This is a genomic window from Blautia hansenii DSM 20583, assembly GCF_002222595.2.
GTDB classification, from domain to species: domain Bacteria; phylum Bacillota; class Clostridia; order Lachnospirales; family Lachnospiraceae; genus Blautia; species Blautia hansenii.
The window spans coordinates 2160227-2173658 of the sequence record NZ_CP022413.2 but is presented as its reverse complement, the minus strand read 5'-3'; the positions used below and the strand labels follow the sequence as shown (position 1 = coordinate 2173658).

13 protein-coding genes are annotated in these 13432 nt (G+C 38.7%); 10 read left to right on the top strand and 3 right to left on the bottom strand.

The annotated features are described in order from the left end of the window. Positions 1–6: 6 nt before the first annotated feature. Entirely contained in the window at positions 7–510 is a 504-nt protein-coding gene (locus tag CGC63_RS11035) for a DUF5721 family protein (RefSeq protein WP_003019739.1), read from the bottom strand. A gap of 169 nt (positions 511–679) precedes the next feature. On the opposite strand from CGC63_RS11035, the gene CGC63_RS11030 reads away from it, so the two are divergent. The 8 genes from CGC63_RS11030 (at position 680) to CGC63_RS10995 (ending at position 9082) form a co-directional block, all read left to right on the top strand. After that, positions 680–1519, top strand: a complete 840-nt coding sequence (locus CGC63_RS11030) for a DegV family protein (protein ID WP_003019742.1) — start codon at positions 680–682, stop codon at positions 1517–1519. Between the two features lie 485 nt (positions 1520–2004). Continuing rightward, positions 2005–2760 (top strand): adenosylmethionine decarboxylase, encoded by a 756-nt coding sequence (gene speD, locus CGC63_RS11025; RefSeq protein WP_003019747.1) that lies wholly within the window; start codon positions 2005–2007, stop codon positions 2758–2760. Positions 2761–2775: 15 nt separating this feature from the next. Next, positions 2776–4230, top strand: a complete 1455-nt coding sequence (locus tag CGC63_RS11020) for an aminotransferase class I/II-fold pyridoxal phosphate-dependent enzyme (protein WP_003019750.1) — start codon at positions 2776–2778, stop codon at positions 4228–4230. 1 nt (position 4231) lies between these two features. Further along, a complete protein-coding gene (gene speE / locus CGC63_RS11015) occupies positions 4232–5086 on the top strand; it encodes a polyamine aminopropyltransferase (RefSeq protein ID WP_003019752.1) in 855 nt (284 codons plus the stop codon). Then, positions 5073–5930: an agmatinase gene (gene speB / locus CGC63_RS11010; protein WP_003019755.1), complete on the top strand. Its 858-nt coding sequence runs from the start codon at positions 5073–5075 to the stop codon at positions 5928–5930. Before speE ends, speB begins: the two co-directional genes overlap by 14 nt. Positions 5931–5966: 36 nt before the next feature. Continuing rightward, positions 5967–7169: a saccharopine dehydrogenase family protein gene (locus CGC63_RS11005; protein WP_003019759.1), complete on the top strand. Its 1203-nt coding sequence runs from the start codon at positions 5967–5969 to the stop codon at positions 7167–7169. Continuing rightward, the gene (gene nspC / locus CGC63_RS11000) at positions 7169–8305 is read left to right on the top strand and encodes a carboxynorspermidine decarboxylase (RefSeq protein WP_003019761.1); all 1137 of its coding nucleotides are present in this window, start codon (positions 7169–7171) and stop codon (positions 8303–8305) included. Before CGC63_RS11005 ends, nspC begins: the two co-directional genes overlap by 1 nt. Before the next feature lie 48 nt (positions 8306–8353). Next, positions 8354–9082, top strand: coding sequence for a hypothetical protein (locus CGC63_RS10995; RefSeq protein ID WP_003019764.1), 729 nt, complete (start codon positions 8354–8356; stop codon positions 9080–9082). Positions 9083–9126: 44 nt separating this feature from the next. Here CGC63_RS10995 and CGC63_RS10990 read toward each other — a convergent pair whose 3' ends face one another. Further along, positions 9127–11292: a TaqI-like C-terminal specificity domain-containing protein gene (locus tag CGC63_RS10990; RefSeq protein ID WP_003019767.1), complete on the bottom strand. Its 2166-nt coding sequence runs from the start codon at positions 11290–11292 to the stop codon at positions 9127–9129. Positions 11293–11426: 134 nt separating this feature from the next. Further along, positions 11427–11876: a DUF2871 domain-containing protein gene (locus CGC63_RS10985; RefSeq protein ID WP_003019769.1), complete on the bottom strand. Its 450-nt coding sequence runs from the start codon at positions 11874–11876 to the stop codon at positions 11427–11429. 93 nt (positions 11877–11969) lie between these two features. Here CGC63_RS10985 and CGC63_RS10980 point away from each other — a divergent pair, with 93 nt between their 5' ends. Both CGC63_RS10980 and CGC63_RS10975 read left to right on the top strand, forming a co-directional pair. Further along, positions 11970–12827 (top strand): dipicolinate synthase subunit DpsA, encoded by an 858-nt coding sequence (locus CGC63_RS10980; protein ID WP_003019772.1) that lies wholly within the window; start codon positions 11970–11972, stop codon positions 12825–12827. Between the two features lie 19 nt (positions 12828–12846). Beyond that, positions 12847–13425, top strand: coding sequence for a dipicolinate synthase subunit B (locus CGC63_RS10975; protein ID WP_009246363.1), 579 nt, complete (start codon positions 12847–12849; stop codon positions 13423–13425). Positions 13426–13432: the final 7 nt, after the last annotated feature.

The following is a 13432-nucleotide window of genomic DNA, read 5'->3' as shown; positions in this document are numbered from 1 at the left end:
CTAATTCTATAAAATTTCGTAGGGGATTTGCTGCTGCCTGAAAAACTTTTGAACCAGCTCATCCCATACATGATCTAAGGTTTTATCAAGAGTAAAGGTTTTTACAGAAGTTCCGGTAGTACAGGTTAAATGTGTTCCGTCGTATTGGAAATTTACGAAAAGACCGAAAATATCATCAATAGAGAGAGGAACACGGTTTCCCAGTAAAAGTTTTTCTGTATTTTTTTTTGAGAGCATGAATACAATTTTAAAGTGAAGAGGTGTTTTTTTTCCTTTCATGATGGAAAAACAAAAGGGCTTGATGTCTTTCCAAAGTGTGTATTCACGACCTTCTGCCTGCAACAGTTCTGCTTCCTGTGTATCGAAAAAATCAAGATGGAGAAGTCCGTCTAAGGTATAAGTAATGGAGGTAGTGACAGTCGCTTCTGACAGCCAGAAAGCATCAAAATCAGTACCAATCAATAATTTTGACATAAAGCTTTTTATATCCTGCACCTGTAATGCAATCATAAAAAATTCCTCATTTCTATAAAAATTTTCCGTATGGAAGAAAGGATAAGAACAGTATAAACGAAAATGAAAAAAAATCCCAGTGTTTTAGGAAAAAACCTTTTCAAATAAGTAGTTTTGTGGTAGTATAAGAAATGGTATTAAAAACTACATAAAGAGGTTATGAAAAATGAAATATAAAATTGTAATAGATAGCTGCGGCGAATTATTAGACAGATGGAAAACAGATGAAAAATTTGAAAGTATTCCTTTGACATTGACCGTTGGGGGCGAAGATATTGTAGATGACGAAAGCTTTAATCAGGCAGAGTTTTTAGAGAAAGTGGCACAGTGTCCGGAATGTCCCAAATCCTCCTGCCCTTCACCGGAAAGATATCGTCAGGCATTTGACTGTGATGCGGAGCATGTGTATGCAGTAACACTCTCATCTAATTTGAGCGGTTCTTATAACAGTGCGGTTTTAGGAAAAAATCTTCTTTCAGAAGATAAACCGGAGCAGAAGGTACATGTTTTTAATTCCTGTTCTGCTTCCGCAGGTCAGACCTTAATCGCCATGAAAATCGAAGAATGTGAAGAAGCAGGAATGGACTTTGAGCAGGTAATAAAAACCGTTGAAGAGTATATTCAGTCACAGAATATTTATTTTGTATTGGAAAATCTGGAAACACTGAGAAAGAACGGAAGACTGAGCAATATGAAAGCTTTTGTGGCAAGCGCTTTAAAGATTAAACCGGTTATGAACGGCACACCGGAGGGGACTATTGCACAGCTGGATCAGGCAAGGGGAATTAACAAGGCTCTTGTAAAAATGGTGGATTATGTTGTGGAAAATGCTAAGGACAGTGCAGAGAAAGTTTTGGCAATTACCCACTGCAACTGTGCTTCTCGTGCAGAAATCGTAAAAGAAGAGATTTTAAAGCGAATTGAAGTCAAGGATGTCGTTGTTTTAGACACTGCGGGAGTCAGCAGTATGTATGCAAATGACGGAGGAATTATTGTGTCCATTTAAGTGCCAAATCTATTGACAAAAAAATTAAAATCAGCTATATTAAGAAGGCTATGGGATACAAAGTTCGACAGAGGTTCCATGCAAATATTTTTTGCCCACCTTCGGGTTAAGGCCATACGGACAGCCGGGGCAACTGCCGATTGGCAACGCTTGTTGCCTTATTGATTGAGTTAAAAGCTCAAATTTTATAAGTTGGTAACTTTACAACCAGTGCACAAAAGGTGCACATCAACTTGTGAAACGGTCAATAAGAGTAGTAAAAGTAAGATATTTGCTATATAGACTCTAAAACTTTCGTCATTCCGAACCCTTAGAGAAAAGAAAATGGGACGAAATGAATATCGTTGGATATTTTGCGAAATACAGCCACAGGTGATGTGTAGAAATACAGCACCTGTGGCGTTTTTATTGTTTCATGGGAATGGCGTTCTATGAAACAATAAAAATGCTTCGGGAGAAGAGCACTGCTGAAAGGAAATGGAATTATGAGTGAAAAACTGAAGCTGTATGGTTTTAATAATTTAACAAAATCCCTGAGCTTTAATATTTTTGATATATGCTATGCGGAAACGCAAAAAGACCAGAAAGAATATATTGAATACATTGACGATATGTATAATTCCGATAGACTGATTACCATTTTGACAAATTTAACACAGATGATAGGTGCACAGATATTGAATATTTCCCAGCAGGATTATGAGCCGCAGGGAGCATCTGTGACTATCTTGATTGCGGAAAAGACTATGGTTCCTATGGGAAAAACTCATGTGGCGCATTTAGATAAAAGCCATGTGACAGTACATACATATCCGGAGTATCATCCGGAAACCTGTGTGGCAACCTTTCGGGTGGATATTGATGTGTCTACCTGCGGGGAGATTACACCGCTTTCCACTCTGGATTACCTTATCGGAGCTTTTGACTCGGACGTAATTACCATGGATTATCGGGTAAGAGGCTTTACAAGAAGCTTAAAGGGAAAGAAGCTCTTTATGGACCATGAAATTCATTCTATTCAGGAATATATTGATAAAGAAACTTTAAAAGAATATAACGCTGTGGATATCAACGTACCGGAAGCGAATTTATTCCATACGAAAATGGTGCGGGAAAAAATTTGTTTAGATGATTATTTATTTAATACAAATATAGAGGAACTTTCAAAAGAAAAGAAACAGGATATAGAAAATCGTTTAAAGAAAGAAATGACAGAAATTTTTATCGGAAAAACAGTCTGATAAAAGGAGGCAGAAATGGAAAAGTTATCGCAGGAAAGTGCCCCGATTTATGAGGCTTTAGAAAAATTCAGAAAGATGAGAGTCGTGCCCTTTGATGTGCCGGGACATAAAAGAGGAAGGGGAAATCCGGAGCTGGAGCGTCTTTTGGGAGATCGCTGTATGAATTTAGATGTAAACTCTATGAAACCTCTTGACAATCTTTGTCATCCGGTCTCCGTTATCCGTCAGGCAGAGGAGCTGGCAGCAGAGGCTTTTCATGCGGCCCACGCTTTTTTGATGGTAGGGGGGACAACTTCTTCGGTGCAGAGCATGATTTTATCGGTTGCAAAAAGAGGAGAGAAAATTATTCTTCCGAGGAATGTGCACCGAAGCGTGCTTACGGCAATGGTACTGTGCGGAGCAGTGCCTGTGTATGTAAATCCACAGTGCAGCAATCGTCTTGGAATTCCTCTTGGAATGTCTGTGGCGGATGTGGAAAGGGTAATTCGGGAAAATCCCGATGCAAAGGCAGTTTTAGTAAACAATCCTACCTACTACGGCGTTTGCTCTGATATTCAGTCCATTGTAAAGCTGGCACATGATAACGGAATGTATTGTCTGGCGGATGAGGCGCACGGAACGCATTTTTATTTTTCAGACAAGCTTCCTGTTTCCGCTATGGATGCAGGAGCAGATATGGCAGCAGTTTCCATGCACAAATCGGGAGGAAGTCTGACGCAGAGCTCTCTGCTTTTAATCGGACCGAATATGCCGGAAGGACATGTAAGACAGATTATCAATCTGACGCAGACGACCAGCGGTTCTTATCTTTTGATGTCCAGTCTGGATATTTCCAGAAGAAATCTGGCATTGAGAGGCAGAGAAACCTTTGAAAAGGTCATTGAGCTGGCAGAATATGCCAGAAAAGAGATTAACGAAATTCCGGGCTTTTACGCATTTTCCAAGGAAATCATAAACAAGGACAGTGTGTATGATTTTGATGTGACAAAGCTTTCTATTCATACCTTGGAAACAGGACTTGCGGGAATTGAAGTCTATGATTTGCTGCGGGATGAATATGACATTCAGATTGAATTCGGAGATTTTGGAAATATTTTGGCATATTTGTCTATCGGAGACAGAAAACGTGATATTGAGCGATTGGTGTCTTCTCTTTCTGAGGTTGCAAGGCGGTTTGGCAAGACAAAGGTGGATTTAATTGAGCAGGAATATATTCCGCCTCAGGTGGCAGTATCTCCTCAGGAAGCTTTTTACGCAGAAAAGGAGTCCAAAACACTGCGAGACGCAATCGGCTTTATTTGCAGTGAGTTTGTTATGTGTTATCCGCCGGGAATTCCTATTTTAGCGCCAGGAGAAAGAGTGACAAAAGAGATTATCGAGCATATTGAGTATGCAAAGGAAAAGGGCTGTACCATTACAGGCCCTGAGGATGCAGAAATCAATTATTTGAATGTGCTGAAAGGAGTTTAATATGGATTTATGGTTTTCAGAAAAACAGACAAATAATGTGAAATTTTCTATCCGTGTGGATAAACAGTTATACAGCGGGCAGAGTGAGTTCCAGAGAATTGATGTCTTTGAGTCACCGGAATTCGGAAAATTTCTCACATTAGACGGCTATATGATGTTTACAGAAAAGGATGAATTTATCTACCATGAAATGATTACCCATATTCCTATGGCAGTACATCCTCATGTGGAAAATATACTGGTTATCGGCGCAGGAGACGGCGGCGTGGTAAGAGAGCTTACCAGATATGAGGAAATCAAACGAATTGATTTGGTGGAAATTGATGAAATGGTGGTAGAGGTGTGCAAAGAATATTTTCCTCACACGGCCTGCGGACTGGAGGATGAACGTGTGCATATTTTCTACGAAGATGGGCTGAAATTCATCCGCCGCTGCAAAGAGGAATATGATTTGATTATTGTGGACTCCACCGACCCATTTGGACCGGGAGAAGGACTTTTTACAAGAGAATTTTACGGCAACTGCTATAAAGCTTTAAAGGAAGACGGCATTATGGTAAATCAGCATGAAAGTCCTTTCTACGAGGAAGATGCTCTTGCCTGTCAGCGGGCGCACAGGAATATTACAGAGTCCTTTCCAATCAGCAGAATTTATCAGGCACATATTCCTACTTATCCTTCCGGACATTGGCTGTTTGGTTTTGCATCTAAGAAGTATCACCCTCTCAGAGATTTGGACGAAAAGCGTTGGAATGAAAGAGGAATAAAAACGCATTATTATACCACTACATTACATAAAGGGGCATTTTATCTGCCCGCATACGTGGAGGAACTGTTAAAAGATGTTGAAAAATAATATAGAAACTTTTTTAGAATGTGATAAGGAATACAATGAGGCGGAAATTGTGCTTTTCGGAGCGCCTTTTGACTCCACAACCTCTTTTAGACCGGGAACACGGTTTGGCAGTAGCGCAGTCCGTCATGAGTCCTACGGTCTGGAAAGTTACAGTCCTTATCAGGATAAGGATTTAAGAGACTGTAAAATTATGGACTCCGGAGATTTAGAGCTTTCTTTTGGAAATACGAAATCCGCTCTTACGGATATTTATCATCGCACAGCGTTGATTTTAAAAGATAAAAAGCTGCCGTTTATGGTAGGCGGTGAGCATCTGGTGACTTTGGGTGCTTTTCGTGCCGTATGGGAGCAATATCCTGAGGTTTGCATTATTCACTTTGATGCACATGCGGATTTAAGAGAAGAATATTTAGACGCAAAGCTTTCCCATGCCTGTGTACTGCGCAGATGCTGGGAAATGACAGGAGACGGTAAAATTCATCAGTTTGGAATTCGTTCCGGAGACAGAGATGAATTTTACTGGGCAAAGGAGCATGTGAAAATGCAGAAATTCTCCTTTGACGGTCTGGAAGAAGCGCTAGAGGAATTAAAGGGGAAACCTGTTTATTTTACCGTAGATTTAGATGTTATGGACCCTTCCGTATTTCCGGGGACAGGAACACCGGAGCCGGGCGGGGTAAGCTTTGACGAGCTTAGAAGGGCTGCCACATCAGTATGCGAAAAAGCAAATGTGGTGGGCTGTGATGTCAATGAGTTAAGCCCTCATTACGACCAAAGCGGGGCTTCCACAGCCGCAGCAGGAAAAATTATCAGAGAAATGCTTCTGGCTTTAAGCAAGAAGTAAAATATAAAAGAACATGAAAAACAGGAGGAAAAAAACATGGGAAAAGCGTTGATTATCGGATGCGGAGGCGTAGCATCCGTAGCCATTCACAAATGCTGTCAGAACAGCGAGGTATTTGAAGAAATTTGTATTGCCAGCCGTACAGTATCCAAATGTGATGCGTTAAAAGAAAAATTACAGGGAACAACAAAGACAAAAATCACTACTGCACAGGTAAATGCAGATAATGTAGACGAACTGATTGCATTGATTAATGAAGTAAAACCGGATGTGGTTTTAAATCTGGCTCTTCCTTATCAGGACCTTACCATTATGGATGCCTGCCTTGCAACAAAGACACATTATATTGATACAGCCAATTATGAGCCGGAAGATACAGCAAAATTTGAATATAGCTGGCAGTGGGCTTACAGAGAAAAATTTGAAGAAGCAGGAATTACAGCTCTTTTAGGAAGCGGTTTTGATCCGGGTGTAACAGGTGTATTCAGCGCTTATGCGTTAAAACATGAGTTTGATGAAATTAACTATATTGATATTTTAGACTGCAACGGCGGAGACCACGGCTATCCATTTGCGACAAACTTTAATCCGGAAATTAACATTCGTGAGGTTTCTGCAAAAGGCTCTTACTGGGAAGACGGTCATTGGGTAGAAACAGAGCCTATGGAAATTAAGAGAGAATACAATTTTGAAGGCGTGGGAGAAAAAGATATGTATCTGCTTCACCATGAAGAAATTGAAAGTCTGGCTCTTAACATTCCGGGAATTAAAAGAATTCGTTTCTTTATGACTTTCGGACAGAGTTATCTGACACATTTAAAATGTTTGGAAAATGTTGGAATGACCTCCATTGAACCGATTATGTACGAAGGCAAAGAAATTATTCCGTTACAGTTCTTAAAGGCAGTGCTTCCTGACCCTGCTTCTTTAGGACCTCGTACAAAAGGAAAGACAAATATCGGATGTATTTTTCAAGGGAAAAAGGACGGAAAAGAGAAAACTTATTATCTTTACAACATTTGCGACCATGAAGAATGTTATAAAGAGGTTGGTTCTCAGGCAGTTGCTTATACCACCGGTGTACCTGCTATGATTGGTGCGATGATGGTTATGACAGGTAAATGGAATAAACCGGGTGTTCACAACATTGAAGAGTTTGATCCAGACCCGTTTATGGACGCATTAAATAAATGGGGACTTCCATGGAAAGAAACTCATACACCGGTACTGGTGGACTAATGAGCGGGGGAGAGAAAAACGAATTTTCCACACCGTATTTTCTGGTAGATGAGAAACGGCTTTTGCATAATCTGGAAATTTTGAAATCTGTGTCAGAAAAAAGCGGATGCAAAATATTGCTGGCACAGAAGGCATTTTCCATGTTTTATGCTTATCCTCTTATGAGAGAATATCTGGCAGGGACTACGGCAAGCGGACTTTACGAGGCAAAGCTTGGATGTGAGGAATTCGGCAAGGAAACTCATGTCTTTTCTCCTGCATACAGAGAAAAGGAATTTGATGAAATTTTAAAATACGCAGATGATGTGGTATTTAATTCTCCCACACAGTTTAAAAAATTTGCGAAAAAAGCAAAAGCAGCAGGGAAATCCGTAGGACTTCGCATTAACCCTCAGTGCTCCACACAGGAAGGTCATGCGATTTATGACCCCTGTGCTGATTTTTCCCGTTTGGGAACCACTTTGGAAAACTTTGAGGAAGAACTGCTTTCGGAGTTAGACGGACTGCATTTTCATACCCTCTGCGAGCAGGGAGCAGATGCTTTGGAAATTACCTTAAAAGCAGTGGAAGAAAAATTCGGCAAATATCTGTATCAGATGAAATGGCTGAATTTAGGCGGCGGACATCACATTACAAAAGCAGATTATGACGTAGATGCTTTAATCAGAATGGTGCGCCATTTAAAAGAAACCTATGATGTGGAAGTCTATTTAGAGCCGGGAGAAGCAGTGGTGCTGGATGCAGGATTTCTGGTTTCACAGGTTTTAGAGGTGGTACATAACGGAATGGATATTGCCATTTTAGACACTTCCGCAGCTTGTCACATGCCGGACGTTCTGGAAATGCCGTATCGTCCTCCTGTAAAGGACAGCGGTTTAGCAGGGGAAAAAGCTTGTACAGTAAGGCTTGCAGGTCCTACCTGTCTTGCAGGGGATGTTATGGGCGATTATTCCTTTGATGCTCCTTTAAAAGAAGGGGATTTGGTAGTCTTTGAGGATATGGCTCTTTACACCATGGTGAAGACGAATACCTTTAACGGAATGCCTCTGCCGGATATTGTCTGGAGAGACAGGAACGGGGAAATGAAACTGGTGAAAAGCTTTGGATATGAGGATTTTAAAGGAAGATTGTCATAAGAGAAAAGATATTGGGTTGAGGAAATTTTACAGAGAAGGAAAGGATAAATGAGAGAATTAAGAAAGCAATTAGATGAGCTTTTGAAACAATCGGGTGGAAATAAAAACGTTATAGAAATGATTAAGAAAGAGAAAGCCATATTTCCTTTTAGTACAGAAGGAAGAATATTTGCGTATTTGCTGGCTACACAAACAATAACGTATGAAAAATATGTGGAATTGCAGGATGCGTATGCTAAGAGAAATCAATATTTGGATTTGTTTGAGATGGCTCCACGTACTTTTGGAGAAACATGGGGAGAGAAACATATTCTTAGTTTATTTCCAGAATTTGTAAAGGCAACAAAAGAAAATATGACTTCTATATATCCCGATTTTGACGGAGAATTTGATTTATGGCTTGATGGGATAAGGGTAGAGGTAAAAGCTTGCAGAGCTAATAGTACAAAGACAAGTGGCAGTCTTGCCAGCAGAGCATATTTACATACAGAAGCTACAACGAATTCGTTTAAATATCATTACCAGCAGTTAAAACCTTCTTGCTGTGACATATTTATTTGGATTGGTGTTTGCCGAGACGACTTATTATATTGGGTACTTACAAGTGATGAATTACAGAAGACCGGAAAACTAAGTCCTCAACATAGAAATGAAAATACAGGCGTTGATGGAGCACAGATATTTGAAGGACAAGTTTTTATGACAGAAGAAGAACTTTCCCCTTTCTTGGTTAATGAGAGAGATGTCCTCAATGAAGTAAAGAGAAAAGGAAAATAACGAATAAGAGCCGTGTTTTTTATAAACATTGGCTCTTATTTGCATTATAGTAAAAATTTATTTTCTCCGTCTACGGCTTTTTTTATAATCTCTATTTCTGAGGGATTAAGATTGAAAATCTCCGCAATTAGTGCATCTAGTTCATTATAAACGTGGATGGTTTCCTCTGAACTGAGTCCGGCAATCAGTTTATCAGTAATGGCAATGATTTTATCTTGTGCTGCTTCATCTATGAAAGGAATAGGGATGTTTTCAATATGAGAGCGTAAAATTTTTACTGAATTGAATTCTTTTTTATAAATGAACTGTGCAATTCTTGAGTTTAGTATTGCTAATACATATTTTATTTTAATTCCCGGTATTTTAGGTATGACGATGTTACAGCTATTTAAGGAAAGTGTTTGTTTATCATCGTAGGCAAAAACAAATTGATTGCTTATAAAACGGTACAGAAGTTTTTCTTGTGCACGGTATATTTCTGTGGGTGCAACTTGCTGGAAGTTTTCAGGCTCAAAGGTAATGTAATTTGTTGTAGTGTTGATATGATATTTAAGAATATCAGCGCCCTTTAATACCATTTCGTTTTCACTGGTTTTTACATTAGAAATATATTTTTTGTTATTGCCGGTTACAATGCCTAAAGCAAAGTCAGCGTTTCCCAATAGGAAAGAAGCATTTTTGATAGTTTTGATTTTATTAAGTACCTGATATTCCGCATCTGTTGTTGTAAAACTAAAATATTTGGATGTAACTTTACGTTCTAGGTTTATGGTAAAGGCATCAGAGCCTGTATTTACATTCATGCCTAGGGTGGATAGAGGGGAACGTGTACATTGCAAATCAAGAAGGATACAAGGACACTGAACTCCGTCAAAAGCATTTCCTAAGAAATCGATATTTTTTATGGAACAGTTTTTTAGTATGATTTCTCTGATATTAGTGTGGGCTTTTACATTCAGTATGGCTTCAGGAAGAATAAATGCTAAATGTCCGTTATCTGAAAGATGATTAAGGGATTGCTCAATAAAAATATCGTATGACTCTATATTTTTACCGGAAGTAGCTTTAAATAATTTTCTTAATTTATTTTTTTCGCTTACGGAGAATTCAAATCCCCAAGGCGGATTACCAATAATGTAACGGAAACCTGTATTTGTATATTCAGTTAGATAATTAAACGCAGTAATATGTTCGCAAATAGATGAGACAGGTACGTCATATTTAAGAGCCATATTAAGCCTTGTAATTTTGACACTAACTGTATCTATATCATTGCCAAATACTGAGTCAAATGGAATATGGTCCGGTAATTGTAGAAGAAAGTTTCCTGTTCCGCAACAAGGGTCCAATATTTTTGGCGTGGCTTGGAAATCAAGCTTACTTATGAGATTTTTGACAACCTTTGTCGGTGTATAATAAGAACCGGTAGCTTTTCTGTTTCCTATATTTTTGCAGGAAATGTAGATTAAACCTAATATGTCCTCAGTAGGTTCATATACATATTCTATGTTAAAAATGGAAGAATGAGTTCTGCAAAAAGATATTGCTGTCTCAGTATCATCAATCAGGTTTCGAATTAATTTATCATATTCGCCGATAGAGAATTGTTCGGTTAAAAATTGTAACAACAAATTTGGGCTTTTCTCCATTTGCAATTCCTGTTTGTATAAGAATAAATGTAAAGCACAATCAGCAACCAATAATTGAATAATTGAGACATCTAAATCAATGTTCCTAGCAGTTATTAAATCTAATAGTTTTTGTAAGGATTGTATATTCTGACATTGTTCTGATACATAAGAATTATATAGGGAATTGCCAGATATGAATTTTTTATTTCTTCTACTTTTTAAGGCTTTATTTTCTCCTGAATGAAGTTCTGCATATAATTGGGCAACATATTTTTTTGAGAAGTAAGGTGTTCTTTTATCGGTACATTCCGGAGTTAATTTTCCAAGCTTTATCCAATTTCTTCCGGTAGCAGTAGAAATAGATAATTCTTCACATAATTCTTTTAATGTTAAATCGTCTTCTGATTTTGGTGCAGAGGATAATCTTTCATCAGAAGGCTTTTTTGCCATAGCAGGAATTAACCAAATACCACTTACCATAGTACATCCATCAATTCTATTTGTTTCGCAAAGCTTTTGTACTCGTCTTTCAGAAAGCTGAAATTTCTGTGCAGCTTCTTTTACTGATATATAATCCATAATAATCTCCTAAATAATTATAATAAATATTATATACGCACTGACGAATAGATGCAATATTAATTATGTGTAAAAAATAACCATACCGAAAAAGTATAAATCCGGTATGGTCAATAATTCTTTTGATATATTATTTATTCACTGCATTTTCTCAGCGCATGAAACAGCAGCAGGAAGGAAATTAGCATAAGAATATGAGAAATTCCTGCAATTCCGGAAATCGCAGCATTTGCACCGGAGGAAAGGGAAGTTCCCAAAACCTGTAAAACACCACGAACCAGCATCATGATAACCATAAAAGGCAGTGCAATGGAATGAAGAATGAGAAATCTGCGAAAAGAACGTTCTTCCTCAAGATTCAGGTGTCTGGTAAACAATGCAAGGAGCAGGAACAGGAAAGTACCTAAAACCATAAGATGCACATGTACCAGTGATAAGGTGGTTTTTCCGGAAAAGTCTAAAAACTTTGTAAATTCCCGATAAAAAACGCCTCCTGCCATAGCAAACAGGAAATAATAAAATGCAAAATTCAAATATCGTTTCATAATCAATAAGTCCTTTCTTTTGTGTTGAACAATGTTCATTCTACATTTTTTTCACTTTTTTGTCAATAAAATCATGGGATAACCAATCTTATTTTTCGGCATACCATAAAAGAAAAAGGTTTTGGAATTAAATTGAAATTCTGTTTAAATAAAGCAACAGTAATCGGAGGAGATAAGCGTCAGGCTTATTTGGCGGAAATTCTGGAAAAAGAGGGCTATGAGGTTGTGACTTATGCGGTGAACTGTGTTCATGGAAGCAAGGCAGCTTCTTTAAAAGAAGCGTTAAAGGATGCTGCTGTCATAGCTGCGCCTGTTCCCTTTTTAAAAGGGGGAGAGATATTTTCGAAAGAGAAAAAAGAAGATTTGTCTTTGGAAAAAATTTTAGAATACGCACCTGAGGGTTGCAAGCTTTTTGCAGGAGGAATTCCCACAAGTTTTTTGAAGAAAGCAGAGGAAAAAGGAATTATTTGCGTGGATTATTTAAAGGACTGCCGCACGGTTATGGAGAATACTGTTGCTGTGGCAGAAGGTACGCTGGCAGAGGCAATGAAAAGAAGTGACAGAAATTTATATAAAAGTTTTTGTATTGTTTTGGGATATGGCAGATGCGGAAGCACCTTGGTTTCTTATTTAAAGAGAATGGGCTGCTATGTGGCTGTTTATGAGAAAGAAGAAGCATTAAAAGCGAGGGCTGCTTTGTTGGCAGATGAAGTCATAGAGAAGGGGAAATTTCCTCTTTATTTAGAACAGGCAGACTATATTTTTAATACAATTCCGGCAATGGTTCTTCCAAAGGCATTGCTGGAGTATGCGCCTAAGAAAGCATTGATTTTAGATTTGGCGTCTGCTCCCGGCGGCGTGGATTTTGGGGCTGCAAAGGAAAAGGGAATACAGGCTGTTTTGCTTCCAGGACTTCCGGGAAGCTATGCGCCGAAATCTTCGGCAGAAATTTTAGGAAAGCTGATAAAAAGGAAAGGAAAAAGGGAATAGTTGTTTGGAGGGAGATATTATGGAATTGAAAGGAAAACAGATTGGAGTGGCGATTACCGGTTCTTTCTGTACCTATAAAAAATTATTTACGGAATTGGAAAATCTGGTTTTGGAAGGTGCAGAGGTACAGACGATTTTTTCAAATTCTGCACAGAAAACAGACAGCCGTTTTGGAAATGCAGAGGATTTCGTAAAACGGGCAGAGGAAATTACAGGAAAGAAAATTATGAAAACCATTGCACAGGCAGAGCCCATCGGACCCAAAAACCTTCTCGACCTTTTGATTATCATGCCTTGCACGGGAAATACCATTGCAAAGCTGGCAAACGGCATTACCGATACGCCGGTGCTCATGGCGGCGAAGGCACATCTGAGAAATGAAAAACCGCTGCTGTTATCCATTTCCACCAATGATGCACTGGGAATGAATATGAAAAATATCGGGCTTTTAATGAATGCAAAAAATATCTATTTTGTACCTTTTGGGCAGGACAACGCAGAGAAAAAGCCCAATTCTATGATTGCTCATACCAATCTTTTAATTCCGGCGGCAAAGGCTGCCTTGGAAGGAAAACAATATCAGCCCATTATTCAGTAAAGGAGCA